Raw genomic sequence first — 21,759 nt, forward strand, 5'->3', positions numbered from 1 at the left:
GTTCAGTTTCCGGCAGGGTCAGGCATGGCCGTTGGCGCATGGCGCGAACGGGGGTGGGTTTCAGGCATGGCCAGCAGCACCAGCGTGAAGGCGGCTGCGGCGATGCCGGCCAGGGTGAGGAACGCCGCATCGTAACCGGCGCTCTGTACGACAAGGCCTGCAATGCCTGGGCTCAGCGCCGCGCCCAGGCCAAATACCGCGCTTAGCGCGCCCAGGCTCACATTGAAGCGCCCGGTGCCTTCGGTAAGGTCTTTGACGATGATGGGGAACAACGCGCCGAAGATTCCCGCGCCGATGCCGTCGAGCAGTTGCACACCTACCAGCCAGAACGGGTTATCGGAAAGCACATACAGCGCTCCTCGCAGCGGCAGAATCAGAAAACCTGCCAGCAAGAACGGTTTGCGCCCCCAATCTTCAGCCTTGGCCCCGACCAGCAGTGCCATCGGCACCATCACCAGTTGCGCGGCCACGATGCAGGCTGAGGTCAACGGCGTGGCCAGGCGCAGGTCGACCTGCGCCAGTTTCTGGCTTACTAGCGGCAGCATTGCCGCATTGGCCAGGTGAAACAGCCCACAGCACACGGCGAACAGCAGCAAGGTGCGGTTATGCAGCAGCAGGCCAAGCCCGGCCGGATGATCATCGCCACTCGGCCCATGGGCCAGGCCTCGTGCCACTTGGTGGTCGATGGCGCCTGCCGGCACGCGGCTGACTGCAAAGATACTGGCCACCGTCATCAGCGCCATCAGGTAGAACACCACCACCGGCCCATACAGGTAGGCAAGCCCACCCGCCAGCAGCGCCGAGCAGGCATTGCCGGCGTGGTTGAAGGTCTCGTTGCGGCCCACCCGGCGGGTGAACGCCTTTGGCCCCGTCAGGCCCAGGGAAATCGCGGCGATGGCCGGGGCGAACACTGAACCTGCCAGGGCGCTGACCGTCTGGGTCAGGGCGACCAGGCCGAACGACGAAAGCAACGGCAACAACAGGCAACTGCCCGTGACCAGCACGGCGGCGATCACCACCACTGCGCGCTTGGCCGGGGTTTTGTCGATAAGCGCGCCGGCTGGGGTCTGCGCCAGCAGCGCAGCGACGCCGGCCAGGGTCATCACCAGGCCGATGCTTGCCGGCTGCCACTGGTGCACGGCAAGCAGATAGATCGCAAGATAAGGCCCGAGCCCGTCGCGCACGTCGGCGAGAAAGAAGTTCAGCCAGTCGAGGGCGCGGTTGTGCGAATCGCGATGCTGGAGAGTGTCCAAGGGTGCAATCTCGAAAGGGCCAGGGGAGCGCGCTGGGGCGCGCCGTATTCAGCCGATATGCAGACGGTTGCGGCCTGCGTCCTTGGCAACATAGAGCGCCGCATCAGCGCGCTGCACCAGCGATTGCAAACTGTCGGCATCGGCGCCACTGGCGCAGGCGATGCCAATACTCACAGTCACCTGAGCAAACGGACTGTCGTGGTGAGCGATAGGTTCCAGGGTCAGGCGTTCAAGCATGGCGCGCGCCACTACCGCGGCGCCGGCGCTGTCGGTTTCCGGCAGGATCACCGCCATTTCCTCGCCGCCATAACGCGCCAGCAGGTCGGGAGGGCGGCGCGTGCAACTGGCCAGCATTGTGGCCACTCGCTGCAGGCAAGCGTCGCCGGCCAAGTGGCCGTAGTGGTCGTTGTAACGCTTGAAATAGTCGATATCGATCATCAGCAATGCCAGCGACGTAGCGCTGCGCCGCGCCCGGCCGCTTTCCTGGGCCAGTGTTTCATCGAAACAGCGCCGGTTGGCGAGCCCGGTCAGGGCATCGTGCATGGCCAGCTGTTCGAGCTGCTGGTTGCTGGCCACCAGTTGCTGCTGTGCCACGCGCAATTCGTCTTCGGCCACGTCACGCCTGCGCATGGCGCCAATCAGCAACCAGCCAATGGCCCCGGTAAGGCCCAGCAGGCCACACACCACCAGCAACGACAGCAGCGCCTCGAACTGCCAGGCGGCCAAGGCTTCGCGCTTGCCCAGGGCGACGGTGGTCACCAGTGGCAGCTTGTCGCTCTTGCGAAAGGCGTACAGCCGCTCGACGCCGTCCAGGCTTGAACTGAACGAGGCCGTGCCGACCGTCTGGCCCTGCAGGTACTTGGCGTAAATCGGCGAGTGCGAGAAATTGCGGCCCATGTCCTGCTCGCGGAACGGGTAGCGCACCAGCAACGAGCCGTCGGTGTAGGTCAGGCTGATGGCGCCTTGCTGGCCGACATCGAGCTGCCCGAACAGGCGCAGAAAGTTTTCCACTCCGAGGGTTACTGCCACCACGCCTGCAAATTCACCTTGGGCGTCGTTGAAGCGTCGGCTGATGGTGATGACCCATTCCTGGTTGGCGCGGCTGCGAATGGGCAGGCCAATGAACGGTTCGCGCGACGGGTTGTCCCTGTGGTGGATGAAATAGGCGCGGTCGCTGCTGTTGGCACCGACCGGGATAGCGCGGTTGGACGACATCAGCCAATGCCCGTCGCGGCTGTAGACGGTGATTCCGCTCATTTGCGGCATCAATGGCTGCTGGCGGCCAACCAGCTCGCGCAAGCGCTTGATCTGCGCAGGGCCGCTGCCTTCGGTTTCCAGGCGCTCCACCAGGCCGAGCAACAGCACCGAACTCTGGCGCACGATGCCTTCGGAATAGGTCACCAGCGCCTGGGTCAGGTTCAGGCCGTGAGTATTGATTTCTTCCAGCGCCCGTTCGCGGGAGGCCATGACCTTCCACAGCGTCAACGAGGCAAGCGAACAACCAATGACCGACAGCAGAAGGATAACGAGTTGGATGTCACGCTTCACGTTGATACCTGATGGAAATCCGAGTCCCGGAGTGGGCGTTCAGTGGCTGAGCCCCATAGCAAAAGGCCATTCCTGGCGCCGCGCAAGGATACAAGGAGTCGCTGGGAAGTGCAGTACCCACACGCGCTTTACCTATATATGCTGTGGCACATTCGTTAAGCGTTTCACCAAAGCCGCATCTCGCATTCAACGCGTGTTTCTTTGAGGTCAGCATGGAACAACAGCGCATTGCTCGGCCAGACCAGGCCGGTGCTGCCAGCCAGCCTGCGCCGGTGCAGGCCTTCGCCGTGGATGCCGCGGAGCGGCTGCAGCTCGCCCTGGATGCCGGTGCAATCATCGGCACCTGGGTGTGGGACGTGGCCAACGACTGCGTCACCGCCGATGAGCGCTTTTCCCGTTCGTTCGGCTTGCCCGCCGAGCGCTGCCTGGCGGGTATCCCGATAGCCGAAGCCTTCGTTTCGATCCATGGCGATGACCGCGAGCGCGTGTCGCAGGCCATCGATCAAGCGCTGGCGCGGGGCGGGCCGTTTCGCTGCGAGTACCGCGTGCGCCAGGAGGACGGCTACTACCGCTGGGTCGAAGCTAGCGGCCGGGTTGAGTTGGACGCCCAGGGCCGCGCAGTGCGCTTTCCCGGCATCCTCATGGATATCGAATCGCGACGCGATGCCCAGGCCGAGCGCGACCGCATGTCTGCCTTGCTGCGCACGTTCACCGAAGCGGTGCCGGGGGTGGTCTACGCCAAGGATCGTGACGGCCGCATGCTGGTCGCCAACCATGGTGCGACGCAACTGATCGGCAAGCCGCCGCAGTTCTATATCGGCAAGACTGACCTCGAATTCCTTGAAGACAAGGCGCAGGCGCGCCAGGTAATGGAAACCGACCAGCGCATCATGGCTGGCGGCAAAACCGTGCAGGTTGAAGAGCAGGTGGACATGCCGGACGGCTCGGCAGCCTGCTGGCTGTCGGTGAAGGCGCCGCTGTTCAACGACGCGGGCGAGGTGATCGGTCTGATTGGCTCCTCCATTGATGTGACCGCGCGCAAGCAAGCCGAGGCCGAGTTGCGCGAGCTCAACCAGACCTTGGAAACACGCATCAGTGAAGCCATCGCCGAGCGCGAAAACGCCGAAGCCGCGCTGCGCCAGGCGCAGAAAATGGAAGCCGTAGGCCAGTTGACCGGTGGCATTGCCCACGACTTCAACAACCTGCTGGCCGGGATTGCCGGCAGCCTTGACCTGATGCGGTTGCGGCTCAAGCAGGGCCGCACCGAGGACCTGGAGCGCTACCTGGCTGTGGCCCATGGCGCGACCCAGCGCGCCGCGTCACTGACCCATCGGCTGCTGGCCTTTGCCCGGCGGCAGACGCTGATCCCGGAACCTACCGACGTCAATGCCTTGATCGACGGCATGGAAGAGCTGATCCGCCGCACGGTTGGGCCTTCGGTGGCAATCAATGTTGAGCGCGGTACCTCCCACAGCACCTGCCTGGTAGACCCGACCCAGCTCGAAAATGCGCTACTTAACCTGTGTATCAACGCCCGCGATGCGCTGGTCGGGGGCGGGCATATCACCATCAGCACGGTCGAACACAGCTTTGCCGAGCAGCCACCCGCCGATGGCGAGCTTGCCGCTGGCCGTTACCTCACGGTTTGCGTTGCCGACGACGGGGTCGGCATGGACTCGGCGACCTTGGGCAAGGTGTTCGAGCCGTTCTTCACCACCAAACCGGTCGGCGCGGGCACCGGCCTTGGCCTGTCGATGGTCTACGGGTTTGCCAAGCAGTCCGGTGGGCGCGTGCGCATCGCGTCGCAACCGGGGCAGGGCACTCGGGTGTACCTAGACCTGCCCAGCCATTCGCAGCCTTGCACACCAGCAGCGCAAACCCCGGCCAGTAGCGAAACGGCAAAGCCTGCGCCTGGTACCACGGTGCTGGTGGTGGACGATGAAGCCTCGGTGCGGCTGTTTGTCAGTGAAGCACTCAATGAACTGGGTTATGTCGTGATCGAGGCTGCCGACAGCTTGGCCGGCCTGCAACTGCTGCGCTCAGACACCCGGATCGACCTGCTGATCACCGATATCGGCCTGCCAGGTGGGGTTGATGGCCGCAAGATGGCCCACGCCGGTTGCAGCGCACGGCCCTCACTGCCGGTGCTGTTCATGACCGGTTACGCCGAGCCACAGCCGGCGGACGCGTGCATCTTGCCGGGGCCGACCGCTGTACTGACCAAGCCCTTCAGCCTGGAGGGGTTGCTGGGTGGGATCAAAAAGTTGACGCCGAGCACGGACTGACGCGGCGCGCAACAGGGTTTTGCCTGTGGCCCTTTGCCTGTAACCTGCGAACTTTGTAGGCTGCAAGCAAGGATTGCGTAAGGCATGTTCCCATCTCTTCAGGATAAAAGTCTGGTCGTCGACCTCGAAGTCATCCCCGCCAAGCCGGGCAAACCCGAGGAAATCTTCAAGGTTGGGGCGCTGCGCCAGGACCTGGACGCAACGCTCGAATGTGCTGTGAACAAAGACCTGGCCCAGGTGCTCGCCCAAGTCGACGACCTGGCCGAAGGCGCGGACTACCTGCTGGGGCATAACCTGATTGCCCATGACTTGCGCATTCTGCGTGAGCAGGCGTCGAACATGCTGCTGCACGAACTGCCCACCCTCGATACCTTGCGCCTCTCGCCGCTGGCTTTTCCGCGCAACCCTTATCACCGCTTGGTGAAAGACTACAAACTGGTGCGCGACACGCTCAATTCGCCACTGGCAGACTGCCGGCTGACGCTGACACTGTTCAATGACCAGCGCCAGGCCTTTGCCCAATTGCAGCAGTTGGAGCCCGCTGAGCTGCTGTGCTATCAGGCACTGTTGGCGCCCACCACAGCCCAGGACGCCGGCCAGCTGTTTGCGGCGTTGACGGGCCGAGAATCGGTGCCTGTTGCAGAAATCGGCCCGCTGATCGAGCAGCAGATGGCCGAGCGCGATGCTCACGCCGACCGCGATCTCAAAGTCTGCCGCACCCGCCTGAACACGTTGCTCAACGATGACCTGCACGACCCGCAGGCGCACCTGCCGCTAGCCTACGTTCTGGCCTGGCTGCGGGTTTCTGGCGGCAATTCGGTGCTGGCCCCTTGGGTGCGTTATCAGTTCCCCAAGGTCGGCGCGCTGATTCGCGAGCTGCGTGATGTGCCCTGCGGCGATGAAACGTGCCAGTACTGCCTGACCACCCACGACCCACGCCACGAACTGCAGCGCTATTTCAACTACCCGGATTTCCGTGTCGAGCCCTCTGGCGCAACGCTGCAGCATGACATCACCCTGGCGGGCATGCGCGGGGAGCATGTGCTGGCGGTGCTGGCCACCGGGGGTGGCAAGTCGATCACCTACCAAGTGCCGGCGCTCAACCGTTACCACCGCAACGCCAGCCTGACCGTGGTCATTTCGCCGTTGCAGTCGCTGATGAAAGACCAGGTCGATGGCTTGCTGGAAAAAGGTATCCATTGCGCTGCGGCGTTCAACGGCCTGCTTAACATGCCCGAGCGCGCCGATGTGCTGGAGAAAATCCGCCTGGGCGATATCGGTATCCTGCTGGTGTCGCCGGAGCAGTTTCGCAACCGCGCGTTTTGCGCCGCCATCGAGCAACGCGAGGTAGGTGGCTGGGTGTTCGACGAGGCCCACTGTCTGTCCAAATGGGGCAACGATTTCCGCCCGGATTACCACTACGTTTCGCGCTATATCGCGAGGTACCACGCAGGGCGCAAGCCAGCGCCGATTGGCTGCTTCACCGCCACGGCCAAGCCTGAGGTGCTGGCCGATATCCGCACGCACTTCAAAGATGAGCTGCGGGTCAGCTTCAAGGAATATATCGGTAGCCACGAACGCGCCAACCTGACCCTTGAAGTCATGCCCTGCACGCGCGCCGAAAAATGGCCACGGGTGCATCGCCTGCTGCATGAGTACCTGACCGAGCTGCCGGGCGCGGCCGTGGTATTCGTTGCAAGCCGCAAGGCGGCTGAGCAATTGGCCGAGTTTCTGCGCCAGCAGGAGCTTGATGCCAGGCACTTTCATGCTGGCATGGACGCAGCCGAGAAACTTGCCGTGCAGTCGGACTACAAACACGGCCGGATCCCGATCATGGTTGCCACCAATGCCTTTGGCATGGGTGTGGACAAGAAGGATATCCGCCTGGTGGTGCACGCTGACATACCGGGGTCTCTGGAAAACTATTTGCAGGAAGCTGGCCGGGCAGGGCGCGACCAGCAGCCCGCGCATGCAGTATTGCTCTACGACCCGCAGGATATCGAGACCCAGTTTGGCCTGTGCGAAAGGGCTTGCCTGAGCCAGCGCGACATTCAGCAGATCCTGAAGAAGGTCATCGCCGAGTCCAGGCGCCGGGGCAAGGCCAAACTGGTGATTACCGCCGGCGAGGTGCTTATGGATGACAGCATCCAGACCTCGTTCGAGGCTGACGCCCTGGACGCCGAAACCAAGGTGATTACCGCCGTGGCCTGGCTGGACCGTGGGGGGTACCTGGCACGTGAAGAAAACCACACGCAGATTTTCGCCTCGCGCCTGACAAAGGCGCGTGAAGATGCCGAGCGCGAGCTGCGCGAGTCCAATCTGCCTGATCGGCGCAAGGCCGAGTACCTGGCCATTCTGCGCTATCTGTACAGCGCCAATGGCGCTGAGCGGATCAACACTGACAACCTGGTGACGCTGACCGCCCTTGAGCCCCAGGAAGTCGCCCATGTGCTCAAGGACCTTGAAGCCCGCAAGCTGCTGGTCACCGATACGCAGTTCACGGTGGTGCTGAGCAATGGCCGCACCGAAAACGCGCGCCAGCAACTCAAAGCGCTGCTGGCACTGGAAAAAGCCCTGCTGGAAACCCTGGCCGAACAGGCGCCCGATGCCACTGATGGCACCTGGCAGGATATCAACCTCGCGGTGCTCACCTCAGCGCTGAAAGTGCGCCTTGAGCGTAATGACATTTTGCCCCTGGGCGTGCTGCGGCTGCTGCGTGGGCTCTCCCCGGACCGCGATGGCCATGGCGGCCAGCGGCGCGTCAACAGCTTCGAGCTGCGCCAGCTCAGCCATGATTACATCCGCCTGCGCATCCATGAACCGCGTGGCTGGAGCCGGCTGGAGCACGTGCGCGCAACCCGCGCGGTAGTTGCCAGCAAAGTGCTGGAACATCTGCTGGCCAAGTTGCCCAGCCAGCGCAAGAACCAGACAACCGAGGGTACTTTCGGTGAACTGGTTGAACTGATCGAACAGGACTTGGAACTCAATGATCGGGTGCCAAGCAACCGGGGCACTTACATAGAGCGGGTGCTGTTGTTTTTGCATCGCCAGGAGGTGTTCAGCCTCAATCACGGCATGACTGTGATGCGTCGGGCCATGACCTTGAAGGTCGATACACAGCGCACGCGTTTTCTCAACGAGGATTACCAGCGCCTGGACGAGCACTACCGCGAAAAGCGCTTCCAGGTGCATGTGATGCGCGAGTACGCAGAGCTTGCCCAAGGCAACCCTCAGGCCGCCCGGCAACTGGTGGCCGACTACTTCAATGGTGACAAGTCGAGCTTCCTCAAGCAGTACTTCGCCGGCCGCGAGGGCGTGCTCAAGTACGCGACCAGCGAGGCGTCCTGGCGGATGATCGTGCAGGCGTTGAGCGACACCCAGCGCGCCATCGTCACCGATGACCTGGACAGCAATCGGTTGGTGCTCGCAGGCCCAGGCTCCGGCAAGACGCGGGTCATCGTGCACCGCATCGCCTATCTGCTGCGGGTGCGGCGGGTACCGGCCGGCGCCATCGTCGCGCTGACCTTCAACCGTCACGCCGCCCATCAGATCCGCAAGCGCCTGCTGGCGCTGGTTGGCGCCGATGCCTATGGGGTCAGTGTGATGACCTACCACAGCCTGGCCATGCGCCTGACTGGCACGCGCCTGCAACGCGGCGACGAGGTGGACGAGCACACCTTGGGCAACCTGATGAAGGAGGCGGTGGAGCTGCTTGAGGGCTCGCTTGCCGCCCACGCCGATGAAGACGATGACGAAGCGCTGACCCAGGACGACCTGGACGATGCCCGCGCCGACCAGCGCGCCGCATTGCTGCGGGGTTACCGCTACATTCTGGTCGATGAATACCAGGACATCGATGAGGTGCAGTACCGCCTGGTCAGCGCCCTGGCGCATCGCGGCTCGTCCGATGAGGGCAAGCCTTGCATCATCGCCGTGGGCGACGACGACCAGAACATCTACGCCTGGCGCGCCACCAACAACCGTTATATCGAGGAATTTCGCAGCACTTTCGTTGCCAAGGACGCGTTTCTGGTCGAGAACTACCGCTCCAGCGCCTGCATCATCGCAGCGGCCAATCACCTGATTGGCTGCAATGCCCAGCGCATGAAGATCGACACCCCCGTCGCTATTGATACCCGCCGCGCCGCTGACCCTGCAGGTGGCGATTGGCACGCTATGGACCCACAGCGCCGTGGCCAGGTGCTGCGCCTGCTGATCGACCCGGCCGACCGCGAAAGCGGCAACCGCCAGGCCCAGGCGGCGATGCACGAGTTGCAGCGCCTGCTGGCGCTGGATGAGGTGGCATGGGACGGTTGCGCGGTACTGGCCCGCACCCATCACTATCTGTTGACCGTGCAGGCCTGGTGCGAGCAGCACGGCGTGCCTTACCACCTGGCGGCGGACAAGGACAGCAGCCTGCCGCTGACCCGCCAGCGCAGTTTTGTCGAAGTGGTCGGGCTGCTGGAGCGAGAGCGCGATGCGCTGACTGCCGAACAGGCGCTGTACAAGGCGCAGCCAGCGCTTGATGAGTTTTCGGCTGCGTTCTTCGAAACTGCGTTCGACGAACTTAAAGTGGAGTTGGGTGACTGCCAGTTGCAGTGCAAGGCGATTATCGAATGGTTGTATGACTATGCCCGCGAGGTGCGCCAGCAGCCGGGCAGCGGGCTGTACCTGGGTACCGTGCATTCGGCCAAGGGTTTGGAGTTCCGTCATGTGGTGCTGCTGGACGGCGGCTGGAACACCAAGCAAGAGGGCCTGGATGATGAGCGGCGTTTGTACTACGTCGGCATGACCCGCGCCGAACAGACCTTGACCTTGTGCGAATTCAGCGCCGAAAACCCATTCAGCGGCTGCCTGCCGGCCCAGGTGCCGCGCCAGCTGTTCCACGGCGAGCCGGTGCCGAGCCTGGGCAAGCTCTATCAGCAGCTTGGCTTGAAGGACATCGATATTGGATACGCGGGCCGGCATGTCGAGGGGCATGCTATCCATTCGGCACTGCGTCGGTTGCGCCGGGGCGAGGAACTGACCTTGCAGGCCGATGGTGGGCGGTTTTTGCTGATGGATGCTTATGGCACCGTGGTTGGAAGGACCGCCAGTTCGTTCAAGCCGGGGTTTGCCATTGAGCGCTGCGAGGTGGCAGAGGTGCTGGTTCGGTATGCGTACGAGACAGAAGAGCCATACCGCAAGAGTTGCCGTTGTGAGCAATGGGCGGTGGTGGTGCCGCGGATTAGCGGGGTGCCGGGTTAATGACTCAACACGCTCTCGTGTAGGAGCGGCCTTGTGTCGCGAAAGGGGTGCGCAGCGCCCCTGGATTTGTGCTTCAAGCTGATATTGCCGGGGCCGCTTTGCAGCCCTTTCGCGGCGCAAGGCCGCTCCTACACTAGGTTGCGCCCGGCCCCAATCGAATGGGCTTGTGCTTTCGCGCAGAGAACCGGGCAGCGTGGGAGCGGGCTTGCCCCGCGATCACCGGCGTCGCCGGTGCCATATAGCGAAGGTCAACTAGCTCCAGCACCGCAAAACCTCCGATTCACTAGCCTTCAGTTGCGATAAACCCAATCTCCCGGCATCATTTGCTAATAGTTCCCATTAGCAAATCACCGCATGCCCTCCATCCCCCTCGACGATCAGCGTCTGGCCCTGCGCAACCGTGTGTTGCATCAGATGTTCGGCGACCACCATGACTGGCTCCTGCAGCGCCTGCGAGCGCGGCTGGGCTGCTGCCATGATGCGGCCGACATGGCGTCGGAGACCTTTGCCCAAGTAGTCCAGTTGCCCGACCCGCAAGTTATCCAAGAGCCGCGAGCGCTACTGACGACCATCGCCAAGCGGCTGGTATTCGCCACTTGGCGACGCCGCGATCTGGAGCGTGCCTACCTCGAAGCGCTGGCCCAGCAGATACCGGGGTACGAGCCGTCGGCACAGGAGCAGGTGCAGGCCATCGAAACCCTCGCCAGCCTTGACCGCATCCTGAACGGGCTGTCGCCACTGGGGCGCAGCGCCTTTTTGTACAGCCAGCTGGAAAACCTCACCTACGCCGAAATCGGTGCACGCCTGGGCATCTCCGCACCGCGGGTGCATCAGTACGTGGCCAAGGCACTGGCCTTGTGCTACTTGGCGCTGGAGTGAGCATGGCGCACAACCGACTGCCACCGGCAGTGGCCGAAGCTATCGAATGGCTGGCGCTGCACCGCTCAGGCTGCATGACCGATGCAGATCGCCAGCGTTTTGAGCATTGGTTGCGCTTAAGCGCCGATCACCCAATTGCCTGGCAACGCCTTGAACAACGTGTTGGCCAGGCCTTCGCCGATGTGCCACCGCTTGCTCATCACGTGCTCAGCAGCCCGGCGACTAGCCGGCGCGGTCTGTTGCGCGGGGCTCTGGCGGTGGCAGGTATCGGCGTTGGCGGCTGGTGGTTGCAGCGCACCGGCCTGCTACCTTTTGCCCAGGGCGACCTGCACACCGGGCTTGCCGAGCGCCGCGCATTCACCTTGGACGACGGCAGCCGTGTGGTGCTCAACGCCAAAAGCCGGGTGGACCTGGCGTTTGCTGGTAACACGCGCACGCTGATCCTGCGCGAGGGCGGGTTGAGCATCCAGGTTGCTGCCGACCCGCAGCGGCCGCTGATCGTAGTCACCCCCTTTGGTGAGGCTCAGGCCCTGGGCACGCGCTTTACCGTCACGCTGCGTGAAGGCGCAGCCGATGTCTGGGTGCAGGAATCGCGCGTTCAGGTAAAAGCACCCAATGGCGCTACTGTGCAGTTGCGCAGCGGGGAGGGCGCCGTACTGACGAGCAACGCCGTTCATGCCCTGGACCCCAATCGTGCCGCAGAAGGCCGTTGGGAAGACGGCTACCTGGAAATCCATGACCAGCCGCTGGGCGTGGTGATCGATGCCTTGCGTGCGTATCGGCGGGGTTTGCTGCGCATCAGCCCTGAGGCTGCTGCATTGCGGGTTTCCGGGGTTTTTCTGCTGGACGACAGCGCACACGTGTTACGCACGCTGCAAGAAACCTTGCCGGTGCGTGTCGAGCAGCCGCTGCCGTTGTGGACCCAGGTGAGCCTGCGCTGATTTTATTTCCGTTGCCCCCTTAATAACGCAGCCCCTCGCGCCACATAGCGGGTATCGACTACCTATCGGGACCGCCGCCCATGTACCGGACACACCGTTTCAGCCTGACCCCGCTGGCCTTGGCCTTGGCCCTGAGCGCATTGCCCGTATGTGCCGCGCTGGCCAGCGAAGCCGATGCGCAGCAGCAACAGTTGGCTTTCGACCTGCCAGCCGGCCCATTGGATGCCACCCTGACCGCCATCGCCCGGTACAGCGGGCGCAGCATTTCCTATGACGCTGCGCTGACCCGAGGGCTCGACGCGCCTGCATTGCGTGGCCAGTTCAGCCCCGAGCAGGCCCTGCATCACGCGTTGCAAGGCACCGCGTTGCAGCTCAATGTGACTGCCAGCGGCGCCTTGAGCATCGAGCCACGCGCAACCGACGCGCTGCACCTTGCTGACATCAACGTGTCGGCCCAGGCGTTCGAGCAGGATGCCTGGGGGCCGGCCTACAGCAAGGTGGCCCGGCGCAGCGCAACCATGAGCAAAACCGACACCCCGCTGGTGGAAATCCCCCAGTCGATTTCGGTCATCACCCGCGAAGAAATGCTTTCGCGCCAGCACGACAGCCTGGCCGACGTGCTCGGCTACACCGCAGGTGTCGTCACCCAGCCCAACGGCTACAGCCGAGTGGCCGACGACTACCGGCTGCGCGGTTTCGACATCGGCCCGCGGACCGGCAGCGTGCTGCGCGACGGCATGAAAATGCAGAGCACGCAGTTTGAAGGCGGCCAGGAGCCGTACGGCCTGGAACGCGTCGAAGTGCTCAAGGGCGCGTCATCGGTGTTGTATGGGCAACTGGCACCGGGCGGCTTGATCAACACCATCAGCAAGCGCCCGACCCTGGCGCCGCTGCATGAGCTCAACCTGGAATACGGCAACCATCAGCGCCGGCAGATCTCCACCGACCACAGTGGTGCACTGGATGAGGAGGGCCGTTTCAGCTACCGCCTGACGGCCCTGGTGCGTGACAGCGGCACCCAGTTCGATGCGATCGATGACGATAAACAGTACATCGCGCCCGCCCTGACCTGGCAGATGGACGACGACACGCGCCTCACGCTCTTGGCCAGCCACCAGCGCACGCAAACCACGCTCACCCCGCCAATCCGCTACAACCTGACCACGTTCAGCGATACCCCCGGCTACAAGGTGCCGTACGACCTGTTCCCCGGCGAGCCGGATTACGACGACTACGACGGCACCCTGCAGACCTTCGGCTACTTGTTCGAGCGCCGCCTGAGCGACAACCTGCAACTGCGCCATGCCGCCCGTTATTTCGAATCGCGCAGCGACTACGACTACATCACCCTGAACAACAGCCGCGTCACCGGGGCGAACCTGAACAACCTGACCCGCAGCTACAACTCCCGCGAGGACATTTCCACCGGCTGGACCAGCGACAGCAACCTGACGCTGGACCTCGCCCATGGCAATTGGCAACACACCTTGCTGGGCGGCATCGACTACTACCGCAAGACCTACGACAGCCACCGCCACAGCGGCAGCGCGCCGACCCTGGACCTGGCCAACCCGGTCTACGGCAACCTGCCCACCGTCAATACCGCCGTCGATAGCGGGTCAGACCTGCACAGCACGCAGATGGGCATCTATCTGCAAGAGCAGGCCAAGTTCGATGAGCGCTGGGTAGTGATGCTGGGCGTACGCCAGGATTGGGCTGAAAACAACACCCGCAGTTACCGCGACGGCTCGCGCAGCACCGTCAGTGACAGCAAGACCACCGGCCGGGTCGGCCTTGTGTACCTCACTGACAACGGTTGGGCGCCCTACATCAGCTACAGCCAGTCGTTCCTGCCGTCCGCCGGAACCGACAGCAGTGGCGCCACCTTCGAGCCTACCGAAGGCGAGCAATATGAAATAGGCGTGCGCTACCAGCCCGCCGACCGCGAGCTGTTGATCAGTGCTGCGGTATACCAGCTGACCCAGCGCAATGTACTGACCTCGATCCCAGGCTCGGACTTCGACGAGCAGACCGGCAAGGAGCGCAGCACCGGGTTCGAGCTGGAAACCAAGGCGCAACTGAGCGAAAACCTTGGGTTGAACGCTACTTACGCTTACACCGATGCGCATGTCATTTCCGACAACGACAAGACGCTGGAAGGCTCGCGCATCGAAGGCACGCCGTACCACAGCGCTGCACTGTGGCTGGACTACCGCCTGGCTTTGCTGGGCTTGCCCAACCTGAGTGTCGGCGCCGGCGCTCGTTACAACGGCACTACGCACACCGTGCCGAGCATCAGCGACCGCAAGATCCCGGCCTACACCTTGTTCGATGCACGCATTACCTACCGGGTGGACGAGAACTGGCAGGTGAGCGCACGAGCGCAGAATCTGGGTAATGAGCGGTATCTGTATTGCGCTAATTCTTGCCGGTATGGCGATGAGCGCAGTTTGGTGGGGGCGGTTAGTTATAACTGGTGATACGCGAAATGATGCCTGGTGAAGGCTGTGCCCATGTTCGCATCGCAGTCCTCCTGACCTGAGGCTGCCAGCCGGGCCAGCGGAGTAGGCGAAAATCTGCGCCCGTGGCAGACTCCGCGCTTTTGGTTACTGGATGTTTCGCCGTGGACAAGACTGACCGCCGTCAAGGCATGGCCGATGTCGCCCAGCAGGCGGGCGTGAGCCTGAGTACCGTGGACCGTGTACTGAACGAGCGCGGCAGCGTTTCCGACAGCAAGCGGCGCAAGGTGCTACAGGCCGCCCAAGCGCTGGGTTTGAAACGGCTGTTGCCTTCTGCAGTGCATGGGCTGCTGCGGTTCGACCTGCTGTTGGTAGACAGCGCGACCGATCATTTTCGGCGTCTGGCGGTGGCCTTCGCCAAACAGGCGCAGATGCACCGCTCGCGGCTGGTGCTGCAGCGCAGCACTTGGCAGGAGCGCGCTGCCCAGCAACTGCCAGAGCTCATAAGCCAGCCTCGGGTGCCCCGTCAGGGCCTTATCGTAGTAGCTCAGGATACCCCTCAGGTACGCGAAGCCTTGCAGGCCCAGATGGCTGCCGGTGTGCCTGTGGTGTTGCTGACCAGCAGCCTGCCGGGGATGCCGGGTGCGACCTATGTGGGCATCGATAACCAGGCAGCTGGCCGCGCTGCCGGGCGGCTGATGAGCCAGTGGGTCGGGCCGGGTCAGGGGGCGGTACTGCTGGTAACCAATTCGTTGCTTTACCACGCGCATCAGCTGCGGGTGAAGGGGTTCCTGGAGGTGATGGCCGAACGCGCTCCGCAGGTACCGGTGATCGGGCCGATTGAGTGCTTTGACGACGACGACCTCAACGCCTCGAAAATAAGCGATCTTCTCGGCCGTCCTGACGGTGTTTGTGGCCTATATACCACGGGCAGCGGTTCGACCGGCGTTCATCGGGCTCTGCTCGGCAGCTCCCGCCAGGCGGTCTGGATCAGTCATGAAGCCACTGCGCAGCATGCGCGCATGCTGCGCGAAGGGGTGTTGTCGCTGGTGCTCGATCAAGACCCGGAAGGGCAGGCTGAAGCGGCTATCCAGCACCTGTTGTATGCCAACGGCGATCTTGATGAGGCCCCTCAGGTGAAGCCGCAGCTGCGCATCGTGATCGATGAAACCCTGGAAGGTTCACTCAGCTGAAGGTCTTTTGACGTAAACACGTCAAAGGCCTGATGGCGTGGCGGATTGTCGCGCCATAGACTGGCGCCGCCGTAACCGGCAGGTTGCCAGCAACGCCCCAGAACGCGCTGCGTTTATCGTTTGTCCGCCCAATATTCTTGACCCGTCGAGCTCGACCTGGCTCGGCGTGTGCTTTTGCGCGCCCGAACATCCGCCACCTGCCGCACGGCTCCCCGTGATTGTCCATAAGGAGAACTCCATGAAACGTAGGGACGCCTTGCGTTCAATGGGTGCGTTGTTTGCCGCCGCCGGCCTGGCAAAGGTCGGCGCGGTCGAACTGAAGTCGGTGCCGCCGCAAACCGGCCTGAACCGCGAAATGCTGCCGTCACCGGTGATGAGCGGCGGCCAGGGCAATGTGTTCAAGGGCCAGGCCCGCGCCACCCTGACTGCCGTATTCGATCGCCTGATTCCACACGATGAGTTGGGTGCGTCAGCCAGCGAAGCCGGCTGCGTCGACTACCTTGATGCCCAGATGAACGGCCCTTACGGCGAGTCCAAGGACCTCTACCTGGACCGCCCGCTGCGCGTCGATGAGTCCGCACTGATGGGCCTGACCATCAGCCTGCGCACCCGTCGCGACTACACCCTGGCTGGCCTTCTGTTCATCGACAACCACGCGCAAAAGCTGCATGGCCGTGCCTTCGCCGAGCTAGACGGCGAGCAGATGGACGCGATCCTGCGGCAGTTGGACGAAGGCCGCCTTGACTGGGAGGGCGTCGGCAGCGGTAGCCGCCTGTTTGAATTCCTGCTGCTCAGCGTGCGCGAAGGGTACTTCGCCGACCCGCTGTACGGTGGCAACCGCGGCATGGTCGGCTGGAAGCTGGTGGGCTTCCCCGGCGCCCGCTACGACTACCGCCAGTATATCGACCGTCGCGGACAGGACCTGGGCCTTGAGCCCATCAGTCTCATCCCGGTTAGCTGAGCCCAAAGGACAACAACATGGCAATTCAACGCAAGAAAGCTGACGTGGTAATCGTCGGCCTGGGCTGGGCCGGCTCGCTGATGGCCGAGGAACTGACCCGTGCCGGGCTGGAAGTAGTCGCCATCGACCGCGGCCCCTGGCTCGACACTGCAACCGACACGCCGCCTGCCGTCGATCCTGATGAACTGCGCTGGTCGATTCGCCGGGAGCTGTTGCTGCAACCGGGCGAGTACACCCTGACGTTTCGTAACAACTCCGGCCAGACCGCCGTACCCACTCGGGAGCTGAAAGCCTTCCAGATGGGCAAGTCGGTCGGTGGCGCAGGCTTCCACTGGGCCGGTATGGCCTGGCGTTTCTCCGAGTGGGACTTTCGTGTGCGCTCGGCCACCCTCGAGCGTTACGGCGCTGCCAAACTCAAGGGCCTGGACCAGGTGCAGGACTGGGGCATCACCTACGCCGACCTCGAACCGTTCTATGATCGCTTCGAGCGCATTGCCGGGATTTCCGGCGTCGCCGGTAACATCAATGGCGAAATCCGCCCGGGCGGCAACCCGTTCGAAGGGCCGCGCAGCCGTGAGTTCCCGACCCCACCGCTGAAAGATTCGCGGCTGATGCAGATGTACCGCGACAGCACTGCGCAGATGGGCATGCACCCGTTCTACATCCCGGTCGCCCACGTGGGCTCGGCCTATGTGAACCCGCTGGGCGTCAGCATGGCGCCGTGCACCTACTGCGGCTACTGCATGTTCCACGGCTGCGGCAACTACTCAAAGTCTTCGCCCCAGGCCTGTGTGATTCCTGCGCTGATGCGGCGCAAGAACTTTACCCTGATCACCCAAGGCTACGTGACCAAGATCCACAAGGCCGAAGACGGCAAGACCGCCACCGGCGTCAGCTATTTCGACGAGCAGGGGCGCGAAGTGGTGCAACCTGCCGACATCGTTGCGCTGTGCTCCTTCACCTACGACAACGCCCGCCTCATGATGCTTAGCGATATTGGCAAGCAATATGACCCGGTCACCCAGACTGGCACCATCGGCCGCGCCTACAACTACCAGACGTGCGCAGGTGCACATGTGTGGTTCGAGGACGAAACGCTAAACCCGTTCATCGGTGCTGGCGGCCTGGGCATTCAGGTCGACGATTACAACGGCGACAACTTCGACCACAGCAACCTCGATTTCATCGGTGGCGCGGGTTTGTTGACCGTGTCCCGTGAAGGCATGCCGATCGGCCGCTCCGGGCTGCTGCCACCGGGCAGCCCGCGTTGGGGCAAGGGCTTCAAGCAGACCTACAAGGATAATTACCAGAACTACGGGATCATCTTCGGCCAAGGCACCTCGATGCCGGACCGCGATGCCTACCTGTCCCTGGACCCCAACTACAAAGACCGCTGGGGCACGCCGCTGCTGCGCATGACCTTTGACTGGAACCAGAACGACCGCAACATGGCCCGTTTCATTGAGCAGCGCGCCGTGGATATCGGCAAGAAGATGGGCGCAAAACATGTGCACACCTTCAACTCGGCGGCCAAGTCGTGGAGCCCGTACGACGAGAACTCCAACCACACCCAAGGCGGCATGGTCATGGGCGAAGACCCGCGTACCAGCGCGGTCAACACCTACCTGCAGAGCTGGGACGCGCATAACGTATTTGTGGTTGGCGCTTCGGCGTTTCCGACCAACGCTGGCTACAACCCGACCAGTACGGTCGGCGCGCTGGCGATTCGTACCGCCCGCGCGATCCACGAGAAGTACCAGCACAACCCCGGCTCCCTGGTCTGAGGCCCGCCATGATCAAGAAAAAAACTGCCCTGATTGGCGGCGGGCTGGCGGTCCTGGCCGGCGCCGTCATGCTTGGCCTGGTGATTCAGGCGAACTCCACCGCACGTTCGGCCGTGGCTGACGACGTCGTGCGCCTGGCCGATTTCAAGGCCACCGACGCTGCGTTGATCAAACAAGGCGAGTACGTGATGCGCGGCGCTGACTGCGCAGCCTGTCACACCGCCAAGAGCGGCGATTTTGCAGGCGGCTATGTGATCGGCACGCCGTTCGGTGACATTCAGTCGTCGAACATCACCCCTGACCGCGAAGCCGGGATCGGCAACTACACCGAGCGCGACTTCTTCAATGCCGTGCGTCAGGGCCAGGGCCGTCACGGGCTGCTGTTCCCGGCCATGCCCTACACCGACTATGTGCGCATGAGCGATGACGACCTGCGCGCACTCTGGGCGTTCTTCAGCACCCTCGAGCCGAAGAACCACAAGGTCGATGAACTGGCTGGCATGAATTTCCCGTTCAACCAGCGCTTGCTCATGGCCGGCTGGAACTGGATGTTCTTCGACAACAAACCGTTCGCCCCGGACCCTGCGCAAAGCCCTGAGTGGAACCGTGGCCGTTACCTGGTGGATGGCGCCGGGCACTGCGCAGCCTGCCACAGCCCGCGCAACGCGCTGGGCGGGCCGATTGCCGCCAGCGCGCTGCAGGGTGGCCTGGTCGGCACCTGGTTTGCGCCGAACATCACCAACGACCCGCATCAGGGCCTGGGCGATAGCAGCGTCGAGCAGGTCGTCGACTACCTCAAGACCGGCAGTGATGGCGTGGCGGTGGCCAGCGGGCCAATGGCCGAGGCGATCGAGAACTCCACCCAGCACCTGACCGACGCCGACCTGCGAGCCATCGCTGTGTACCTCAAGTCGCTACCCGGCAAGCCACAACCGGTGCCGGCTGCTCTGGCCAGCACTGATGCGCGCATGCAGCGTGGCGGGCAGGGCTACGAGGTGCATTGCTCGGCGTGCCATGGCACCCAGGGTGAGGGTGTGAGCCACATGATCACCGGCTTTGCGGGGAACAAGGCAGTGCTTGCAGCCAACACCGATACCTTGACCAGCGTGGTGCTGGGCGGCGCCAAGGCGGTGCATACCCACACCTACGTGACCGGGGCGGGCATGCCAGCGTTCGACTGGAAACTCAGCGACAGCGACATCGCCGACATCCTCACCTTCACCCGTAACAGCTGGGGCAACAGCGCCACGGCCGTCACGGAGCAGGAGGTGGCGAAGATGCGCAAGCAGCTCGGCTTGCCGGCGCAGATGCGCGCCAGCGTTCAGTAAGTCCCTGCATCAACCCTTTTGCCGGGCTGCCGGCGAAAGGGCTCTGGCAGGCAGCAAATCAATAACAAAGAGAACCCCATGCTCACCATCAAACATCGAGTTCTGCTCGCCGCCATCGCCTGCGCCCCGGCCGCCCACGCCGCTGAACCGTTCGCCAGCGATTCCCCCTGGGCCCTGGGCGACTGGAACGGCACGCGCAGTGAACTGGCCCAGCAGGGCATCGACTTCGAATTTGCCTATGTCGGTGAAATAGGCGCCAACCTGGGTGGCGGCTACAACAATGACCGTAGTGCCAGTTACAGCGACCAGTATTCGCTGGGCGCGCGTTTCGACCTGCAAAAACTGCTCGGTTGGCACGATGCACGGTTTCAGCTGACCGTCGCCGACCGCAATGGTGAAAACATTTCCAACGAGCGGGTGGGTGACCCGCGCGTGGGTACTTTGAGCTCTTCCCAGGAAGTCTGGGGCCGTGGCTCACACTGGCGCATGACCCAGCTGTATTACCAGCAGGCCTTTTTCGACCGACGCCTGGACATCAAGGCCGGGCGTTTTGGTGAAGGTGAAGACTTCAACAGCTTCGACTGCAATTTCCAGAACCTGACCTTCTGTGGCTCGCAGGTCGGGAACTGGGGCGGCATCTGGTACAACTGGCCTATCACCCAATGGGCGCTGCGGGTCAAATACGCCATCAGCCCTGAGCTGTATGCGCAGGTCGGCGTGTATGAGCAGAACCCGTCCAACACCGAGTCGGGCAACGGCTTCAAGCTCAGCGGCAGTGGTACAGAAGGGGCCGTGGTGCCAGTAGAGCTGGTATGGCAGCCACGCATCGATGGGCTGCCAGGCGAGTATCGCGCCGGTTATTACTACAGCAGCGCCAACGCCAGCGACGTACTCAAGGACAGCAACGGTCAGCCTGCGGTCATCAGCGGCGCCGCCTACCGCAGTTCATCGAGCAAGCACGGGCTGTGGCTGGGCGCGATGCAGCAAGTCACGCGCGAGGCGAGTGATGCCACGCGTGGGCTGAGCCTGTTTGCCATGGCCACGGTGCATGACAAGAAAACCAGCAAGGTCGACCACTATGTGTCGGTCGGCGCGGTGTACAAAGGGCTGTTTGCGGGCCGGCCAAAAGATGATATCGGCCTGGCCATTTCCGAGGTGCATGTGAACCCTGCGTATCGCAAGAACGCCGAGCTGACCAACCTGGCCAATGGCGTCGCGGATTACGATGACCCGGATTACCTGCCGGTGCAGGACACCGAGTACAACGCCGAGCTTAACTATGGCGTACATGTCACCGACTGGCTGACCGTACGCCCCAACTTGCAGTACGTTCACCACCCCGGAGGGGTGAGCGCGGTGGAGGACGCCTGGGTTGGCGGGATCAAAGTGCAAGCCTCGTTCTGATTGTTAGGGGCTGTCTGAAATGTGTCTGCGCGAAGGCCAGACAAGGCGAAACGGGGCGAGGAACGGCCGGGGTCGCGCTCGACTGTACTGGAGTACATGAGCATTCCGAGCCCCGTTTCAACGCAGTATGGGCGAGTGCAGATACATTTCAGACAGAGCCTAGAAACCAACTGGGTTGGTCGGGGCCGAGGGTTGGGCCCCGATGGTCACCCGAGCGCTCCAGTAGCCTACCCAGTCGCCAGTGCATAGAGCAGAGCTCGGCAGTTATCGGGTAGGGAGTCGAGACAGCGCGGTGGGGGACGTCCTGGGCCTCGTTGTAACGGTTGTGGCGAGTGTACGTGGTATGCCGAATAAACAGGGCACTATGGGCTGAGTACCCTGGGTTACCAGGCTGTGTACGAAGCACTGAGACGCTCAAGCCTGTCAACAGCAGCCGTTTTGGCGATACACTCGCCGCCGAAACGTCAAGTACTCCCC

12 protein-coding genes are annotated in these 21,759 nt (G+C 63.1%); 10 read left to right on the top strand and 2 right to left on the bottom strand.

What is annotated here, in order from left to right:
• Nucleotides 1-2 precede the first annotated feature (2 nt).
• A complete protein-coding gene (locus tag HU720_RS00595; protein WP_186516361.1) occupies nucleotides 3-1,253 on the bottom strand; it encodes an MFS transporter in 1,251 nt (416 codons plus the stop codon).
• A gap of 48 nt (nucleotides 1,254-1,301) precedes the next feature.
• Nucleotides 1,302-2,801 (bottom strand): diguanylate cyclase, encoded by a 1,500-nt coding sequence (locus HU720_RS00600; RefSeq protein ID WP_186516363.1) that lies wholly within the window; start codon nucleotides 2,799-2,801, stop codon nucleotides 1,302-1,304.
• 212 nt (nucleotides 2,802-3,013) lie between these two features.
• Between HU720_RS00600 and HU720_RS00605 the strand changes: the two genes are divergently transcribed.
• The 10 genes from HU720_RS00605 (at nucleotide 3,014) to HU720_RS00650 (ending at nucleotide 21,282) form a co-directional block, all read left to right on the top strand.
• Nucleotides 3,014-5,086 carry a PAS domain-containing sensor histidine kinase gene (locus tag HU720_RS00605; RefSeq protein ID WP_186516367.1) on the top strand — a complete coding sequence of 691 codons (2,073 nt, stop codon included), beginning with the start codon at nucleotides 3,014-3,016 and terminating at the stop codon, nucleotides 5,084-5,086.
• 84 nt (nucleotides 5,087-5,170) lie between these two features.
• A complete protein-coding gene (locus HU720_RS00610; protein WP_186516368.1) occupies nucleotides 5,171-10,333 on the top strand; it encodes a RecQ family ATP-dependent DNA helicase in 5,163 nt (1,720 codons plus the stop codon).
• 354 nt (nucleotides 10,334-10,687) lie between these two features.
• A complete protein-coding gene (locus tag HU720_RS00615; RefSeq protein WP_186516369.1) occupies nucleotides 10,688-11,212 on the top strand; it encodes a sigma-70 family RNA polymerase sigma factor in 525 nt (174 codons plus the stop codon).
• Nucleotides 11,213-11,214: 2 nt separating this feature from the next.
• Nucleotides 11,215-12,153, top strand: coding sequence for a FecR domain-containing protein (locus tag HU720_RS00620; protein ID WP_186516370.1), 939 nt, complete (start codon nucleotides 11,215-11,217; stop codon nucleotides 12,151-12,153).
• Between the two features lie 80 nt (nucleotides 12,154-12,233).
• Nucleotides 12,234-14,633: a TonB-dependent siderophore receptor gene (locus HU720_RS00625; protein WP_186516372.1), complete on the top strand. Its 2,400-nt coding sequence runs from the start codon at nucleotides 12,234-12,236 to the stop codon at nucleotides 14,631-14,633.
• 143 nt (nucleotides 14,634-14,776) lie between these two features.
• Entirely contained in the window at nucleotides 14,777-15,805 is a 1,029-nt protein-coding gene (locus tag HU720_RS00630; protein WP_186516374.1) for a LacI family DNA-binding transcriptional regulator, read from the top strand.
• Between the two features lie 238 nt (nucleotides 15,806-16,043).
• Complete coding sequence (locus HU720_RS00635; RefSeq protein WP_186516376.1) at nucleotides 16,044-16,766, top strand: gluconate 2-dehydrogenase subunit 3 family protein; 723 nt, start codon at nucleotides 16,044-16,046, stop codon at nucleotides 16,764-16,766.
• 17 nt (nucleotides 16,767-16,783) lie between these two features.
• Nucleotides 16,784-18,550: a GMC family oxidoreductase gene (locus HU720_RS00640; RefSeq protein WP_186516378.1), complete on the top strand. Its 1,767-nt coding sequence runs from the start codon at nucleotides 16,784-16,786 to the stop codon at nucleotides 18,548-18,550.
• Nucleotides 18,551-18,558: 8 nt separating this feature from the next.
• A complete protein-coding gene (locus HU720_RS00645; RefSeq protein ID WP_186516380.1) occupies nucleotides 18,559-19,878 on the top strand; it encodes a cytochrome c in 1,320 nt (439 codons plus the stop codon).
• 78 nt (nucleotides 19,879-19,956) lie between these two features.
• Nucleotides 19,957-21,282, top strand: a complete 1,326-nt coding sequence (locus HU720_RS00650; protein ID WP_186516389.1) for a carbohydrate porin — start codon at nucleotides 19,957-19,959, stop codon at nucleotides 21,280-21,282.
• Nucleotides 21,283-21,759: the final 477 nt, after the last annotated feature.

The sequence above is a fragment of the Pseudomonas sp. SWRI51 genome (assembly GCF_014268825.1).
Classification (GTDB): domain Bacteria; phylum Pseudomonadota; class Gammaproteobacteria; order Pseudomonadales; family Pseudomonadaceae; genus Aquipseudomonas; species Aquipseudomonas farsensis.